Below are 15,099 nucleotides of genomic sequence, written 5' to 3'. Positions count from 1 at the left end.
GCGATCCGCTTGCCTGTCGTTGGACGGTCAGAGGCCGTTGGGGATCACCGTGAGCGTCGCGGAGCCCTTGTTGGTCAGGATGAGGTCGTCGTATCCGTCGACGTTCAGGTCGGCGACGGCGATGGCGTTGAGGCCCGGCGAGACGCCGGTGGCGACGAGGGGGGCTGCGGTGAAGGTGCCGGTGCCGGTGCCGGTCATGGGGAACACTCCGCCGGCGGCCGTGGTGTACAGGATGTAGGCGTCGAGCTTGCCGTCGCCGTTGAAGTCGCTGGCCACGACCCCCAGCGCCGAGTTGGCGACCAGGGGGGCGCCGGTGGCGGATTGCACCCCGTTGGCGAAGGTGCCGTTGCCGTTGCCCTTGAAGAAGAACAGGTAGCCGCCGGCGGCACCGTTGGCGAGGATGTCGAGCGTACCGTCGCCGTCGGCGTCGCCGAAGGCGAGGCCCGCGGTCTGGCCGTTGAGGGCGTTGGCGTAGGCGACCGGGGCAGCGAACGTGCCATCGCCTTGATTGACGAGGATCGACAGGCGCGCCGAGCTGGGGCTGGTCACCACGAGGTCGACGTGGGAGTTGCCGTCGACGTCACGGCAGGCGATCGTCGACTGCACGCCGCCGGTCGAAAGGATGGTGATGAGCACGGGCGGGCCGAAGGTGCCGGTGCCGGTGCCGGGGATCACGCTCACCTGGTTCGAGGTCACGCTGGTGGTAGCGACGTCGATCGCGCCGTCCTTGTCGAAGTCGGCGGCGCAGAGGTGGAGGGAGCCCGGGGCGCCGGTGGAAAACGGCGCCGGCGCCCCGAAGGTGCCGGGCGCGTCCGGGCCGAGGTTGCGGTAGACGCTGAGGTTGCCGTGGATGGCGGGCAGGTTGGTCTGGCCGTCGACGGTGACGGCGTCGAGCCAGCCGTCGCCGTCCACGTCCGCCGCGACGACAGCGTTGCTCGACAGCGGCGCGCCGGCGTAGTTGACCTCCGCTTGCACGGTGGCGTCGCCGTTGCCGAGAAAGACGGAGAGCGAGCCGGAGGGGGTCATCGCCGAGCCGGACTCGGCGTTGGCGACCAGGATGTCGAGCTTGCCGTCCTTGTCGATGTCGGCGACCGCGGGGGCCAGCGGGGTGTGCGTCGCGGGCACGTCGATCGGCACGCCGGGGACCTGGCCGGCGGGGGGCGGCTTGCAGTCGCCGTTGCTGCAGATGTCGTTCGCCGCGCACGCGTTGCCGCAGGCGTTGCAGTGGTCGGCGCTGCTCTGGAGGTTGGCCTCGCAGCCGTCGACCGGGTCCGCATTGCAGTCCCCGAGGGTGCCGGTGCAGGCGTCGCAGTTTTCGCCCGTATAGGTGGGGGCGCACGCGCAGGTGTAGCCATTGACGGCGTCGGTGCAGGTGCCGCCGTTCTGGCAGGGGTTCGGGGCGCAGTCGTCGATGTCGGTCTCGCAGGTCGGTCCGGTGAATCCAGGGGCGCACTCGCAGGTGAATCCGTCGATGCCGTCGATGCAGGTGCCGCCGTTCTGGCACGGCTCCGGAGCGCAGTCGTCGATGTCGGTCTCGCAGTTCGGTCCGGTGAATCCGGGGGCGCACTCGCAGGTGTAACCGTCGCCGCCTTCGATGCAGGTGCCGTCGTTGAGGCAGGGGTTCGGAGCGCAGACGTCGGTGCCGGTCTCGCTGGTATCGGTCGGGTCCGTGACCATGGTCGTGCCGGTCGTCCCTGTCGTCGGGTCCACGGGCGTGGTCGTGCTGGTGCCTTCACTCGAAGAGGTGTCGTCGCTGCTGGACGTCGTCGGGCCGCCGCATCCGGCGGTGCTGCAGGTGGTCGAGTCCGGTGCCGTGGACGAATCCTCGGTGGTCGGCACGTCACCGGTGGTGGTCGTCGTGGCCCCCGTTTCGGTCTCGGTCATCGAGGTGGCGGGGGTGTCGGACCCGCAGGCCCCACACCCCAGGCCGAGCAAGAGGAGCAGGTGTTTGTCGAAGGCACGGCTCTTGGCTTCAATGCGACGCATGTCCTCGACAGGGTCACACCGGCGGTCTGCGGAGGATACGGGCAATCCCGCGCGACCGACGAAGTCACGGCCCGACGGGCGGGCCGGTCCGTTCCGACGCGGCTCTCCGGCATGGACGAAGCACGCGAGCAGGTGCTCCGCGGTATCACCGCACGACTCAGAAAACACGTGACGTTGATCATCGTCCGGTCGTGCGGCCGCTTCGAGATCGCCGTCCGCAGCGCATGCCCCGCGAGCTGTCGAATCAGCGCGGCGGGAATCCGCTCCTACGCTCGCGGCGATCGTGAATGGGGCCTGCCTCGGGGCTGCACCGGTTCGCGTCGAGCACCGACGTCGTGGTCGTCCGTCTCCGCAACGCATTGCCCGGTGCACCCGCAATCGGGTTTGACGTCACCGGACAGGCCCTCTATCGTGGCGTTACCATGGGCTCCGATCTGTATCGCGTGAAAGTGGTCTCGAAGAAGGCGACGACCGCGGTCTTCGACGTGAAGGTGATCCACCCCGACATCTCGACGATCCCGGAGGACCGCAGTTTTGCGCTGATGATCCTGCGCGAGGCGGCGAACGACTCGCTCCTGGCGCGCGAGCTGACCACGCGCGACAAGACCGACAGAGTGTGGTTGAAGAAGTACGCCAGCGGCTTCATCCAATCGGTCGCGCTGACCCCCACCGGGAATTCGGCCAAGCGCGGGCGGCTCACCATCACCGTCTCCGATCCGGCCTGGCTCGATCACATGGCGCCGGGCGAGAGCTTCGATACCGCCGCCTTTCAGCGCATCGACAAGTACGACAGGCACCCGCCGATTTTGCTGACGACGGGCGCCGCCGGGCCGCCCGAGGTCGACGACTCCGACCTCGACGACGGCGATGGCTTCCTCTGGGTCCCGCGCGAAGCCTACGGGGACGTCAGGATCGTGAAGCCGCTCCCTCCGTTCGTCCAGGTGCCGGCGTACTCCCTCAGCGCGTACGAGGTCGTCGACGAATTGTCCGGGAAGCTCGCTCCCAAGCGGCTCCAGGCCTGGCACGGCAAGGCGGTGCGGGTGATCGCCTCCGGCAGGCCGCAGGAGGGCGCGCTCGGGCTCCTGAAGGGCTCGGCCGACAAGTTCGCGCTGCTGTCGTTACAAGGCTGGGGCTGGTCGAAGGTCGAGGCGATCGGCCGTCTGCGCCTGAAGCCCGGGCGGCGGGGAACGAAGGCGTCGTACGCGGAGGTGCTCGAGCGCGTGCGCATCAGCGCGGCGCTCGTGAAGAAGCGGGGCGACACGCTCGAGCTCACCTGCCGCCTGCCGCCCGACGGCCGCAAGGTGCCGTTCGCCAGCGAGAGCGACGTGCTCGCGCTGCTCGCCGGGCCGCTCGAGTTCGACTTCTTCAGGCAAGGCTTCAAGACGAAGGCGCCGCTCGGCGACGCGCTGACGCGGGACCTCCGCGAGCAGAGCCTGGGCACCGACGAGGACCTGTACCCCGCGGTCGCCAGGGCCTACGTGGCGTCGTTCACCGTCGAGGGCGCGACGAAGCCGAAGAAGAAGCTCACCGCTGCGGCGCTCGACGCCCTCACGCCGCCCGCGGCGCTCGCGGCTCTCTCGGCCGCCTGGCCGACCTTCACCCTGCGGATCAAGGTGACCGACCCGAAGTGGATCGCGCACGTCGACGACGAGCTGCCGATGTTCGCGGACGACACGGTGCTGGCAAAGCCGGCCACGCTGGCGGAGCAGAAGGCCGCGAAAGAAAAAGCCGCGAAAGCGAAGGCCAGGGCCAAGAAGGCGCCGAGCAAGCCCGCGCCGAAGCGGGCGATCCTCTGGCTCAAGAAGGGCACGAGCGACAAGGTGTGGATCGCCTCGCAGGACGGCGCGACCTGGAAGGCACAGTACGGGCGGCGCGTGCTGCCGGACCGCGAAGAGAAGGTCTACGAGCTCGCCTCCGAAGAGAAGGCGAGCGCAGCCTTCACCAAGGCCGTGGAGGCGAAGAAGCGCGCCGGCTACCGGGTCGCGCCGGCGAACGACGCCGCGGCCGAACTGCTGTGGAAGCGCCTCGGGCTCGCGTTCGACGACAGCTCGGGCGTGCCCGTCGTGACGAAGGTGGGCCCGCCTGCATCGGCCGCGACGCACTTCGAGACCGGTTTCAAGGCCGGCGACACCATCTACGCCGCCCGCCACCGCGGCATGGGAGCCCCGTACAGGCTGCGCACGATCGAGGAGCTCGCGGTGGTCGTCGAGTCACGGCGGGCGGGCGAGGATGTCCTTCTCGAGACGAGCCGCAAGCTGGGCAAGAGCGGGATGATGACCACGGCGCGCGTCACACTCCGCTGATCCCTTGCGCGAAATTTCCTCGCACCGCGGAGCCGAGTTCGGGCGACGTTGAAGTCGTATTGTCGTGACCATGGTCAGCAGATTGAAAATAGGGCGAGACCTCGCTCGGCTCGCTCAGTCGGTCGAAGTGGCCGGCCGCAGCCGCGAGCCGGGCGACGTGCCGCCACCGGACGCCTCGTCGCTCTTTCGTGGCGAATCGGCCGGCTGCGGGGACGACCGGCCGCCGAGCTCCTCGCGCAACGCTGCGATCTCGAGCTGCAGGGCCCGGAGCGCGCGCTCTCCTGCGATCTCGCTCTCCGCGCTCTCGGCGTCGCGGCCGACGAAGAACGTGGCGAGCGAGGCGGTGAGGTAGCCGATGATCCCGATCGAGAACGCCGAGAGCAGCAGGCACAGGAGGCGGCCCTCGGGGGTGCGGGGCCAGTACTCGGAGGCGATCGTGGTCATCAGCATCGCCGTCCACCACAGCGCGTCGCCGTAGGAGTCGAGGCCGTTGCCCTCGGGATCGTACTCGAAGGCGTACATCCCGGCGGAGCCGGCCAGGAGCACGACGAACGTCAGCGAGACCACGTACCCGAGGCCGCGGCGGCTCATGCTCTTGCCGAGCGCGCCCATGCCTCGATTGACCGAACTGATCACACGCACCAGGCGGACGCCACGGGCCGCACGGGCGACCTGGAACACCCGGAACGCGCGGAAGATCCGCAGCAGGCGCAGCGCGGGGAGGGTCAGCGAGAGCGCGGTCAGCCAGTTGCGGCGCAGGTAGGCGAGCTTGGCCGGGGCGAGGGCGAAGCGGACCGCGAAGTCGACGATGAAGACGATCCAGATCGCCGTCGAGGTCAGCTCCAGGAAGCGCGGCAGGCCCCAGATGAACTCGACCACGAGCAAGGCGAGCCAGATCAGCCCGAGGACGACCATGGGGCCCTCGAGCCAGCTCTCGAGGCGATGAAGGGCTCCGCTGCGTTCGGAGCTCAGCGCGTCCTGGGGCTCGCCCGGGCCGTCCGTCGCTCCCTCGCCGAAGGCCATCGTCGAACCTCAGGCCCCCGGTCGCGGACGCGGGGCGACCGGGTAGTCGTCGCCGAGCAAGCTCGCCGCCGAGCGTTCGCGCAACCCGTCGGCTTCGGCCGCGCCGCGACGGGGCAGGGCTCCCGTCACCCGGACGGCGGGCTCGGCCGCGTTGAACTCGTCGAACGGCTCGACGACGGTCTTCATGACTGCACGTCCCTCCCTCATGACCGCGCCGCGGCCCCGGCGAACTGCGCGGCTGGCTCGACCCGTGGATAGCAGCGTTCGATCGCGCGACCACGAGCGCCCGCGCGGGCGCGGAACAGGTCCGCCGGCGACGGCCGGCTCGACGCTCGCGGGGCGCGAGGCGAACATCGGCGGCGAACGCTCGGCGGCCTCTTCCTTGCGGAGGTCGAGCGTCGCCGCGACGGCGCGCGCCGAGTTCGCCCTCTCCTTGGATCACTGGAGTCGCCGCGAGCGCTCGCCGGTTCGACGCGCGCCGGTGACCACGCCGCGGCCAGACGCGGCGGCGCGGCGCCGACCGGGGGCGCGGCGACGCGCCGAGGACTCGCAACCTTCGTGTCCGGAGGCGCGCGCTGTTCGTATTCAACCGAGATTCATCCGCCGCAGGACAATCTCCGTGCTCACGCGACGGTCTATTCGCCGCTGTCGTGGCGAGCTAAGGTCCTGTCTATCGCCATTGTGAGCGACGAGGCCCGTAGAGCCCGTCGACGCAGGTGTTGCACGACAAAGGAGAATGCAGGTGACAAAGCCCATTGGAATCATCGCAGACGCCGAGCCTGGCGCCCAGGGGTTCGATACCAACGCGGTCGTCACGTCGGAGCTCGCGCGGGCCTTCGCGGCCGACGGCTATCGCTTCTGCGTGCGCTACGTCAGCCACCGTGAGGACGAGGGCGCGCACGACATGACGACCTCGGAGGCCGAGGCGATCCTCGCCGCCGGGCTGGCATTGATGCTCGTCCAGCACGTCCGGCGCCCCGGCCATTGGGCGCCGACGGCCGCGCTGGGGGGCAAGGACGGCCAATTGGCGGCACATTACGCCGCCGAGCTCGGCTGCCCGCCCGGGCTCAGCCTGTGGTGCGACCTCGAGGGCGCCGGCACGCAGACCGCCGACATCATCGCCTACGCCAACGCCTGGTACGAGGCTGTCCATGGCGCGAGCTTCACCCCCGGGCTCTATGTCGGTACCTTCGCGCTGTCCGGCCTCCAACTCTACAGGCAGCTCGCCTTCACGAGCTACTGGAAGGCGGGAATGAAGGTCGCCGACGTCGAGACGCGGGGCTATCAGATGCTCCAGCACGGGCCGGGCCCCGCGAAGACGATCCAGTACGACCGCGACACGATCATGAGCGACCACCTCCGCGGGCTCCCGCGCTGGCTCGTGCGTGCGCCGTCGCAGTCGTGAAGCGCGCGGCGAGGGTCGAGCTCGCCCGGGCGCTGTCGCTTCCAATCAAGCTTAGACTCGGCATCGATTGAATATCATGTCGTCGCCCTCGGCGTCGAGGGTCGAGGACGGTTTGAAAACGCTAGAGTACGGAGTACAGAAGGAGAGGACAAATGACAGTCATGGGGAACGAATTCAGCGGGCTGCCGATGGGCGAGCTCATCGGTGCGCCGCTCAGCGCCGCCTGCGACGCGCAGGTCCGGCTCGCCAAGGCGACGGCCGATTTCATCAACACGGTCGGCTTCGAGCAGCCCGCCGGCGACAACAAGGACGGGGCGCCGGCCGGGAGGTCGACCGCGCGCAAGGTCGACTTCTCATTCGTGCGTCCCAGTCAGGAGATGAGCGAGGACAAGGAGACCGGCAAGAAGGTGGCGAAGCTCGAGACGGTCGAGCTCTCGGTGCCCCTCCTGGCGATCCTCAACGTGCCGTCGCTGATGGTCAAGTCGGTCGACATCGTGTTCGACATGGAGGTCAAGAGCGCCGAGGCGTCGAAGGATTCCTCGGACTCCGAGGGCTCGTTCGACGCGACGGGGAAGGCGGGGTGGGGCCCGTTCAGCCTCGAGGTGCACGTCCACGGGTCGATCGCCGCCCACAAGGAGAACACGCGCAGCACGGACAAGTCGGCCAAGTACCACGTCGAGGTGCACGCCCGCGACGACGGGATGCCGGAGGGCCTGGCGCGGGTCCTCGACATCGTGCAGTCGGCCATCGCGCCGATCGCCATCAGCAAGCCGGCCGATGCGGCCGCGAACGACCCCAGCCCGGCGCCGGCGCCCGCGTCGACGCCGTAGCATTGACGTAGCGAACGAGCGCTCCGGGCGGTGAGCCGGCGTCGGCCGACTCACCGCCCGGGAGCCTGCGACACGTCGTCACCCCTTTTTCGGGGGTCGTGTACGCCCGCGCGCGGGGCGTCGTCCCGCGCGATCGGCGGTCCTCGAGCTCGAGGAAAGCGCCGAGCCTCTCTCACCCGCGAAGGTCTTGACAATGCCCCGTATACGTTTCGATCACCTGGTCACGGCGCTCGCCGACGCAGTCGTCGACGCCGAGCACGTCATCCGCCGCCACCAGCTCAGCGATATCCGCAGCTTCTTCGACGCGGACAATCACCCCGTGATGGTCGACCTCGATCTGCCACGCAGCGACCCGGGGGCTCGACCCGGAGAGCTCGCCCGGCTGCAGGTGCCGCTGATCGCCATGGTCAACGTCACGCACCTTGCGATCGAGGAGATGGAGATCAACTTCACCACCGAGCTCGGGAGCGTGTCCGAGGAGGTCCACGAGCGCGCGCACGCGGTCGGTGGCGCCGACCCCGACGCCGGCCCGACCGCGCGTGAACATCAAGGGTGGAGCGGCCGGAAGCGCGTGACGACGATCGACGTGGAGACCGGCCCCGAGGAGCGAAAGCAAGGCGCCGCGACCGTGACCCTCAAGGTGCGGGCGGGCGAGGTCCCCGAGGGTGTGTCGAGACTCCTGGCGCGGCTCAACAAGCTGATCTGAGGCCCCGATGATTGATCTGACCGACATCGTATTCATCAAGCGGATCGTGATCGGGAGCAGCAACCCGGCCGACCTCCAGAGCGAGGAGCGCGTCGGGGAGGCGGTCCGCCTGCTCAACCAATGCCTCTCCGGCCAACCGAAGGGGAGGATCGTCGGGATCGAGAAGAGCTTCTCGATCCTGCAGGTCGGCGAGCACAACGTCGTCTTGCAATGGACGACCTACCAAGTCGGATTCACGCGCCGACCCCAATGGCTGCAGACATGACGGCGTCGACGCGAACGCGGCGATCCGGCCTCGCGCCGGCGGTGGAACTCGCGGACCTGGTCGCGGCGATCTCGGCGACGTACGGCGCGGCCCGGGAGGCGATCCAGCGGCGGCAGTTCGCGCGCCTGCTCCGGGCCACGAGCGGCGGAGCGAATGCCGGGCTCGCAGTGACCGTGCCCGGGACGCGCGAAGAGATCGTGGTGCCCTCGCTCGAGCTCGTGCCTGCGCGCTGGCTCGACGTGGCCGAACTCGTGGTCGAGTTCGACTGCGTACCGCTGTTCGTTCGCGTCGGGCGAGGCCGTCGTGTCGGCCTGCGGGTGGTGCGACGAGGCGCGAGCCGGCGCGCGCGCCGGGTCCGAATTGCGCTCTCCGGGCAGGCCGGGTCGCACCTGGAAGTCAGCCTCGATGGGCGCGCCCTGGGCGGGCCGTCGAGCGAGCCCAGCGCGGCGGCGCAGGACTCTCCGGCGCGCCGCGACGAGGTGGTCGTCGGCGGGTGGAGACGCGGCGCGCGTCCGGTGTACCTGCTCGCGCCGGCCGACGTCGATCGCATCGCGGATCTGCTCGGTCTGGACTGACGACACGAGTCGCTCGTCCGGCGCCCTCGCTGACCCGCGACCCCGGCGCCACCGGGAGCACCCCGGAGAGACCGTGATCGACCTCGTGATCGGCGCACCGTGACGGTCCTGCGCCGAGCCGACGATCGCGCTCGAGCTGCGCCGAGGAGGTCGGCGCCCCCTCGTATCGGCTCGGCGTGAATGCGAACGGAATGATCTACACATCGTTTGACGCCCTGAAGCCCGTGTGCGAGGATGCCCTCGCAATGTTTACGGACGCCCCAGTGTGCGCAGGTCGCCGCGTTTCGAGGTGTGCGTGATGGAGGCGGCGATTCGCATCGGCCTCGCCATCGCGCTCTCCGCACTCGTGATCGCGCTGTTCAGGCTCGGCCGCCGCAAACCGGCCTCGCGTGAGGATGAGGAGGGCCCCCGGGGATGGGGCTCCATCGTCGGCAATGCGCTGTTTCTCGGCGCCTTGTGGGCCCTGGTCGGCGTCATCGCGGCGTTCATGGCAATCGGCGGTAACCTGGTCGACGCCGTCCCACCGGCCGCCGACTTTGTCGAGGTCCGGGACGAACTCGGCGACGCAGCGCCCGATTGCGGCCCTCCTGGCCCGCTCGGAAAACCGCACCTCGTCGAGGTCGTCCACAGCATCGATCAGGGGCCCTGGCTCTCGCAAGCCGCCGACGCCTTCATGGAGCAGTGCCCGAACATCCAGCTGCGACTGACCGCGGGCGACGATTTCGAGACTGCCAATGCCATTCTCCGCGGTGAACTGCGACCGACGCTGTGGGCGGCGGCCGAGGAGCTCACCCTGCGCTACCTGGAAATTCGCTGGCGAGAGCAGTCCCCCGAATTGCTGTTCCGGCTGGACGAGCGGCGCCCCCTCGTCCGCTCGCCGCTCGTCGCCCTGCTCCACGAGGAGCAGCTCCGAACGCTGCAGGCGATCCGCGAGGCCGACCGCGAAGGGCTGGGGTTCTGGGTCGACGCGCTCTGTCCCACGATTCCTCGCGCGCCCGCGCTCGACGGTGTGCTGCAGGAGGACATGCTCCCGGGTACCTGGCTCGATTGGTTCACCCAGCGGAACCCGCCGCCGCCGCCGCCCGACTCGCGGCTCGCGGCGAAAAAAAAGCGCTCCACCCCTGGAGTCCCGCCGAAGCCCGCCGCTCTGCTGCTTCCGACGCCCGAAGAGCTGCGCTCCTGGGGCCGCGTCAAGCTGGGGTTCCCCGCGCCGACGTCCTCCGCCGGGGGCATGTCGACGCTCCTGCTGATGGCCCGGCAATACCTCCTCGCCGGCACCGCCGGCGACATCTCGCTCGCGCTCGAGGGCGAGGGCGAGGTCTTGCAGCGGTGGATGCGGCGCTGCAACGCGGGGCGTGACGAGTGGTTCGCCTCCGCGTTCCTGCTGACCGACCACGTCTTCGACCTCGGCCCGAAGAGCTACGACGGCGTCATCACCTACGAGAGCCTCGTCTTCCCGATCCTCGCGCGACTCAAATCCGACGAGCTCGGAGAGGTCCGGGTGTACTACCCGTCGCCGACCATCGTCGCCGAGCACCCCGCGGTGCTGATGTGGCCCGACGACGGGGAGCGCGCGCCTGCACTCGACGCCGCGCGGCGCTGGCTGCAATACCTCGAGCGCGAAGAGGTTCAGCGGAGCGCGATCTCATATGGCCTGCGCCCGGGGCGGCTCGACCGGCCGCTCGGCGCTTTCGACCTCGAGAAGAACCCCTTCCTCGACATGCGTCGCTTTGGCGTCGAGCTCGAGCCGAACCTCGAGGAGCCGCCGCGGCCGGACGGGCCGGTGCTGCTCCGGCTCCTCGAGCTGTGGCGAGACGCGACCGGCCGGAGCTGAGCGAGCTCAGGGCGCGGCCGGCGACGCGGGGGCCGCCGATTCGGAGGCCGACGACGCGGAGGCCGACGACGAAGCCGTCGTCGAGTCATTACCGACGTTGAACAGCAGCGAGGAGTTCGAGCCGGCCCCTCCGCCGAGGACGACCACCTTGGAGTTGGACGACTTGGCGAGCTCCGACGTCGCTTCGAGGTCGCGCCAGCGCAGCACGTCGGGGGAGAGCTCGCCGATGATCGTGTTGTAGTCGCGGATGCCGCTCGCCTCGGTCCGCTTGCGCTGGGCCTCCGCCTCCTCGCGCTCCAGCCTGTGGCGATACTCGAGCGTGAGCTGTTCCTGGCGGTACTTCTCGGCGATCGCGGCGAGGACCGCATCGGGCAACTCGAGGTCGACCAGATCGAGCTCCTGGATCTGAGCGTACGGCTTCTTCTCCTCGCCGTCGCCGAGTTCTTTGCGGCTGAGCGCGGAGATCCGCCGCAATTCGAGCATCAGGTCGTTGGCGCTCGAGTAGATCTTGTGCGCCGACCGATCCCCGAAGGTCCGCCGGACGTGGGCCTGGATGTCGGGCTTTATCACCCGCTCGAAGTAATCGGGGCCGATGTCGCGGTGGAGATGCCCGAGCATGTCGCTGTACGGCCGGAACTTCACCGATACGGCGACCTGCAGGTTGAGCCCCTCGTCGCTGAGGACGTCGAAATTCAACGTCTTCTGCTGCAGGCGCACCTCGTACAGCGTCAGGTGATCCCACGGCGGGATGACGTGCAGCCCTTCGCCCCACACCCTGTCTGTCACGGTGCCTCCGGCGAAATAGCGGTACATCACCCCCTGGCTGCCAGTCGGGACGGTGATGAACATCCGCGGCCACAGGAAGCCGAGCAACAGCAGCACCACGACCAGCGCGGTGTAGGTGAGGTATTCGACCTGGCCGAGCGTCCTCTCGCTCCACTCGCGCAAGGACGACCGGTCGCCGACCTCTTTCTTCTCCCGGGTCTTCGCCATGAGACGTCAACCTGCTCGCCGTCTGGCCTTGCGCGGACCCGAGAGCAGGGTGGCGATGAATCCGCCGATCGGCGTCAGCACGATCGACAGCAGCACCGTCCACCAGAAGCCGAGGCGCCGGGTCGTGCCGAGCAGCCCGAGCGCCAACACGGTCACTACCGGCAGTGCGTAGACGAAGAGCAAGGTCAACTCCATCGATCGCTCCTTCGGACTACGCCGGCCCCTGAGGCGACACGGACGGCGCGCCGGGCCGATTCCGCATCTCGGCGACCTTCTCCTTCGCGCCCTCGAATTCGCGCCTGAAGTGGTCGCGCATCCGGTGCGGATCGAAATCGAGGAAGGTGCCCCCGGATTCGAAGTGCATGACGAAGACGCGGCCAATGGCGTGAGTGAAGGCGCCGGCCGCGACCGGCACGCTGACGATCCCCAGCGCCGTCCCGACCACCGGAATCAGCTTCGCCAGGCTCCCCCCGAGCGCCGCGCCGACACCGACGCCGCCGATCCCGACGAGCAGCGAACCGACGAGCTTCTTGACGAGATCCTCGCGGAACGTGATGCCGTAGAGCGCGGACAGCTCCTTGAGCTGCTTGACCTGCACGGCGCTGACGGCGAGCACATCGGCGATCGGGATCGGCACCACCCCGGCGCCGAGCGCCCACAGGACGTTACGATGAATGATCGCGTCGGCCTGCATCAGCCGCGTCTCCGGATCAGAGGCCACTTCTTTCACTTGTGTCGTCTCGCTCACCATGGACAGTACCTCACTGCGTTTGAGTCCCAATGTCAAGGTCATTGCATCGATTTCGGGGTCGCGCGCGGTGCGCGGTTCGAGCCGAGGAGCCCGCTACGGCCCCGTCTGGTACGCATGCACGCTCCCGCCCGGCGCGGTCGTCTGTCGTGACGATTCGTCGCGCATTGCACTGCGAGGCCTCCGGAGCCCACCCGAGGGGGGCGTATTTCCGGAGCACCGGATGGGATGCTCGTAGGGTTCGGCGGGGCCCGTGTGACACGAGTCCGATCGTCGCCTGGCGGCCCCCTCGATCGGCTCTCGCTCGTGTGCAAAATCGTGGCCATGAGCGGCCCCGTGCGACGCCGTTTGCGCCGACGAATCCCCGTCTGCTGGTTGGAGACACCGCGTGTTTCGACGACCCTGTTCATCGTCGTCGTTCGCCACACGGCGCGCTCCGGGTGTTGACGGCGACCGGTCGACGTGCGAGCGTCCTGCCGTTCTCCACATCTGGATCCCCACCGATCAGGAACACATCCATGAGCGACGACGAGACGGATGCCACCCAGCGTTACGAGGTGGTCGTCAACCACGAGGAGCAGTACTCGCTTTGGCCCGCCGACCGCGAATTGCCGGTCGGATGGCGCAAGGCGGGCAAGAATGGCACCAAGCAGGAGTGCCTCGCCTACATCGACGAAGCGTGGACCGACCTGCGGCCGCTGTCCTTGCGGCTCGCCATGGCAAAGGCCGCGGAAGGCCCGACGGGCTGAGCCCGCTCGGCTGGCGTACGACGGCATCGATTCATGACTATCGTCGAACTGTTCCTCGACGAGGCAGGCAGGGAGCGGCGCGCCGTGTTGGCCGCGGCCAGCCTCGCCGGCGTCGCCAACGTGTTGGTGCTCGCGCTTGTCAATGCAGCGAGCGCTTCGTCCGACCCGACCGAATTTCGCATCTTTGCGATGTTCGCGCTGGGCGTCATCCTGTACGCCATCACGGGGCGCGCCACGTACCACCGCTGTGTGGCGATCGTCGAGTCGGCGCTGCACCGCATGAAGACCCGGATCGTCGACAAGATCGAGCGCGCCGATCTCGCCAGCATCGAACGCATCGGCTCCGCCGAGATCTTCGACCGCCTCACGGAGAACGTGGCCGTGATCTCCGGATGGGCAGGGAACATGGCCCACGTGCTGCAGTCGGTCAGCATCTCCGTGTTCGCCTGCCTCTACCTCGCGTACGTGTCGCCGACCGCGTTCATCTTGCTCGCGCTGCTGACCGCGATCAGCGTGAGCATTTACCGCGCCAGGCTCCGCGAGCTCGACGGCTACTTCCAGGAGAAGGCGGAGACGCGCCTGCGCTTCTTCGACTCTCTGACGGATCTGCTGCGCGGGTTCAAGGAGGTCAAGTACAGCCGTCGCCGCGGTAGCGAGCTGCGCGCCGGCCTCGTCGCTCACTCCGAGCGAATGCGCCGCGCGACGGTCCAGTCCGGCCGGATCTTCGACGACAACTGGATCTTCGCCAATTGCAGCCTGTTCGCGCTGCTCGGCACCGTCGTGTTCGTGCTCCCCCAGTACGTCCCCGCGGACACGGCGATGACCGGCACCCTCGTGGCCGGCACGATGTTCATCTGGGGTCCGCTCAGCGGCATCATCAACGGCGTGGCCGCGTTCACCCGCTCCAACCAGGCGCTGGCCGAGATCGCGGCGCTCGAGGCCAAGCTCGACGCGGTCGGCCTCGAGAGCTCCGAACCCGGTGAGGACCCCTGGGGCGGGCGCTTCTCGTCGATCGAGCTGCGCGGCCTTCAATACGGCCATGCCGGGGGCACCGATCAAGGCTTCCACATCGGCCCGATCGACCTCACGGTGAATGCCGGCGAGGTGCTGTTCATCGTCGGCGGCAACGGCAGCGGCAAGACGACCCTGGTCAAGACGCTCACAGGCCTGTACGCGCCGAGCGGCGGGCGACTGCTGGCCGACGGCATCTCCGTCGACCAGGACAACGCCGCCGCCTACCGCGAGCTGTTCACGACGATCTACTCCGACTTCCACCTGTTCTCGCGCCTCTACGGCCTCGCCGACATCGATGCCAGCGAGGTTCACCGGCTGCTCGCGCAGATGCACCTTCGCAGCCAGACGTCCTTCGCCGACGGGGGCTTCACCAAGCGCGAGCTGTCGACCGGCCAGCGCAAGCGCCTGGCGATGATCGTCGCGCTGCTCGAGGACCGCCCGATCTACGTCTTCGACGAGTGGGCCGCCGACCAGGACCCCGAGTTCCGCAAGTATTTCTACACCGAGCTGCTCCCCACGCTCCGGGCCCGCGGAAAGACCGTCCTCGCGGTCAGCCACGACGACCGTTATTTCTCCTGCGCAGACCGGGTCATCACGATGGAGCAGGGACAGATCCGCAGCGTCGAGCGCCCCGCCGACAGCGCCAGCCATTGACCCGTTCAGGGCGA

15 protein-coding genes are annotated in these 15,099 nt (G+C 68.8%); 9 read left to right on the top strand and 6 right to left on the bottom strand.

The features are described from left to right. Positions 1-27 precede the first annotated feature (27 nt). Positions 28-1,986 (bottom strand): FG-GAP-like repeat-containing protein, encoded by a 1,959-nt coding sequence (locus OV090_RS10865; protein WP_267703519.1) that lies wholly within the window; start codon positions 1,984-1,986, stop codon positions 28-30. A gap of 422 nt (positions 1,987-2,408) precedes the next feature. On the opposite strand from OV090_RS10865, the gene OV090_RS10860 reads away from it, so the two are divergent. Further along, complete coding sequence (locus OV090_RS10860) at positions 2,409-4,289, top strand: hypothetical protein (RefSeq protein WP_267703518.1); 1,881 nt, start codon at positions 2,409-2,411, stop codon at positions 4,287-4,289. Positions 4,290-4,403: 114 nt separating this feature from the next. Here OV090_RS10860 and OV090_RS10855 read toward each other — a convergent pair whose 3' ends face one another. Then, positions 4,404-5,312 carry an ion transporter gene (locus OV090_RS10855; RefSeq protein ID WP_267703517.1) on the bottom strand — a complete coding sequence of 303 codons (909 nt, stop codon included), beginning with the start codon at positions 5,310-5,312 and terminating at the stop codon, positions 4,404-4,406. Between the two features lie 9 nt (positions 5,313-5,321). Further along, on the bottom strand, positions 5,322-5,498 hold the full coding sequence (locus tag OV090_RS10850; protein WP_267703516.1) for a hypothetical protein: 177 nt from the start codon (positions 5,496-5,498) through the stop codon (positions 5,322-5,324). Between the two features lie 556 nt (positions 5,499-6,054). On the opposite strand from OV090_RS10850, the gene OV090_RS10845 reads away from it, so the two are divergent. The 6 genes from OV090_RS10845 (at position 6,055) to OV090_RS10820 (ending at position 10,927) form a co-directional block, all read left to right on the top strand. Further along, complete coding sequence (locus tag OV090_RS10845; RefSeq protein WP_267703515.1) at positions 6,055-6,717, top strand: glycoside hydrolase domain-containing protein; 663 nt, start codon at positions 6,055-6,057, stop codon at positions 6,715-6,717. A gap of 152 nt (positions 6,718-6,869) precedes the next feature. Continuing rightward, positions 6,870-7,547 (top strand): DUF2589 domain-containing protein, encoded by a 678-nt coding sequence (locus tag OV090_RS10840; RefSeq protein WP_267703514.1) that lies wholly within the window; start codon positions 6,870-6,872, stop codon positions 7,545-7,547. A 193-nt stretch (positions 7,548-7,740) separates the two neighbouring features. Further along, positions 7,741-8,253: a DUF2589 domain-containing protein gene (locus OV090_RS10835; protein WP_267703513.1), complete on the top strand. Its 513-nt coding sequence runs from the start codon at positions 7,741-7,743 to the stop codon at positions 8,251-8,253. Positions 8,254-8,260: 7 nt separating this feature from the next. Continuing rightward, the gene (locus OV090_RS10830; RefSeq protein WP_267703512.1) at positions 8,261-8,518 is read left to right on the top strand and encodes a hypothetical protein; all 258 of its coding nucleotides are present in this window, start codon (positions 8,261-8,263) and stop codon (positions 8,516-8,518) included. After that, positions 8,515-9,093, top strand: a complete 579-nt coding sequence (locus tag OV090_RS10825) for a hypothetical protein (RefSeq protein WP_267703511.1) — start codon at positions 8,515-8,517, stop codon at positions 9,091-9,093. Before OV090_RS10830 ends, OV090_RS10825 begins: the two co-directional genes overlap by 4 nt. Positions 9,094-9,358: 265 nt before the next feature. After that, positions 9,359-10,927, top strand: a complete 1,569-nt coding sequence (locus OV090_RS10820) for a substrate-binding domain-containing protein (RefSeq protein ID WP_267703510.1) — start codon at positions 9,359-9,361, stop codon at positions 10,925-10,927. Between the two features lie 6 nt (positions 10,928-10,933). On the opposite strand, the gene OV090_RS10815 is transcribed toward OV090_RS10820, so the two are convergent. Genes OV090_RS10815 through OV090_RS10805 form a run of 3 tightly spaced genes read right to left on the bottom strand, consistent with a single transcriptional unit; the run spans position 10,934 to position 12,671 of the window. Beyond that, positions 10,934-11,920 carry a prohibitin family protein gene (locus OV090_RS10815; protein ID WP_267703509.1) on the bottom strand — a complete coding sequence of 329 codons (987 nt, stop codon included), beginning with the start codon at positions 11,918-11,920 and terminating at the stop codon, positions 10,934-10,936. 6 nt (positions 11,921-11,926) lie between these two features. Beyond that, positions 11,927-12,115 (bottom strand): hypothetical protein, encoded by a 189-nt coding sequence (locus OV090_RS10810; RefSeq protein ID WP_267703508.1) that lies wholly within the window; start codon positions 12,113-12,115, stop codon positions 11,927-11,929. A gap of 16 nt (positions 12,116-12,131) precedes the next feature. After that, complete coding sequence (locus tag OV090_RS10805) at positions 12,132-12,671, bottom strand: DUF697 domain-containing protein (protein ID WP_267703507.1); 540 nt, start codon at positions 12,669-12,671, stop codon at positions 12,132-12,134. Positions 12,672-13,186: 515 nt separating this feature from the next. Here OV090_RS10805 and OV090_RS10800 point away from each other — a divergent pair. Both OV090_RS10800 and OV090_RS10795 read left to right on the top strand, forming a co-directional pair. Continuing rightward, on the top strand, positions 13,187-13,417 hold the full coding sequence (locus OV090_RS10800; RefSeq protein ID WP_267703506.1) for an MbtH family protein: 231 nt from the start codon (positions 13,187-13,189) through the stop codon (positions 13,415-13,417). Between the two features lie 33 nt (positions 13,418-13,450). Next, entirely contained in the window at positions 13,451-15,085 is a 1,635-nt protein-coding gene (locus tag OV090_RS10795; RefSeq protein WP_267703505.1) for a cyclic peptide export ABC transporter, read from the top strand. The last annotated feature ends 14 nt before the right edge of the window (positions 15,086-15,099 follow it).

The sequence above is a fragment of the Nannocystis sp. RBIL2 genome (assembly GCF_026626745.1).
Classification (GTDB): domain Bacteria; phylum Myxococcota_A; class Polyangia; order Nannocystales; family Nannocystaceae; genus Nannocystis.
The sequence above is the reverse complement of the archived record's forward strand: the minus strand, read 5'-3'. Positions and strand labels throughout refer to the sequence as shown.

Excerpts from the sequence above, each read along its gene's own strand:
- OV090_RS10855 (WP_267703517.1), bottom strand. The coding sequence starts at position 5,312 with ATGGCCTTCGGCGAGGGAGCGACGGACGGCCCGGGCGAGCCCCAGGAC.
- OV090_RS10830 (WP_267703512.1), top strand. The coding sequence starts at position 8,261 with ATGATTGATCTGACCGACATCGTATTCATCAAGCGGATCGTGATCGGG.
- OV090_RS10825 (WP_267703511.1), top strand. The coding sequence starts at position 8,515 with ATGACGGCGTCGACGCGAACGCGGCGATCCGGCCTCGCGCCGGCGGTG.
- OV090_RS10835 (WP_267703513.1), top strand. The coding sequence starts at position 7,741 with ATGCCCCGTATACGTTTCGATCACCTGGTCACGGCGCTCGCCGACGCA.
- OV090_RS10860 (WP_267703518.1), top strand. The coding sequence starts at position 2,409 with ATGGGCTCCGATCTGTATCGCGTGAAAGTGGTCTCGAAGAAGGCGACG.
- OV090_RS10850 (WP_267703516.1), bottom strand. The coding sequence starts at position 5,498 with ATGAAGACCGTCGTCGAGCCGTTCGACGAGTTCAACGCGGCCGAGCCC.
- OV090_RS10800 (WP_267703506.1), top strand. The coding sequence starts at position 13,187 with ATGAGCGACGACGAGACGGATGCCACCCAGCGTTACGAGGTGGTCGTC.
- OV090_RS10795 (WP_267703505.1), top strand. The coding sequence starts at position 13,451 with ATGACTATCGTCGAACTGTTCCTCGACGAGGCAGGCAGGGAGCGGCGC.
- OV090_RS10840 (WP_267703514.1), top strand. The coding sequence starts at position 6,870 with ATGACAGTCATGGGGAACGAATTCAGCGGGCTGCCGATGGGCGAGCTC.
- OV090_RS10805 (WP_267703507.1), bottom strand. The coding sequence starts at position 12,671 with ATGGTGAGCGAGACGACACAAGTGAAAGAAGTGGCCTCTGATCCGGAG.
- OV090_RS10815 (WP_267703509.1), bottom strand. The coding sequence starts at position 11,920 with ATGGCGAAGACCCGGGAGAAGAAAGAGGTCGGCGACCGGTCGTCCTTG.
- OV090_RS10865 (WP_267703519.1), bottom strand. The coding sequence starts at position 1,986 with ATGCGTCGCATTGAAGCCAAGAGCCGTGCCTTCGACAAACACCTGCTC.
- OV090_RS10810 (WP_267703508.1), bottom strand. The coding sequence starts at position 12,115 with ATGGAGTTGACCTTGCTCTTCGTCTACGCACTGCCGGTAGTGACCGTG.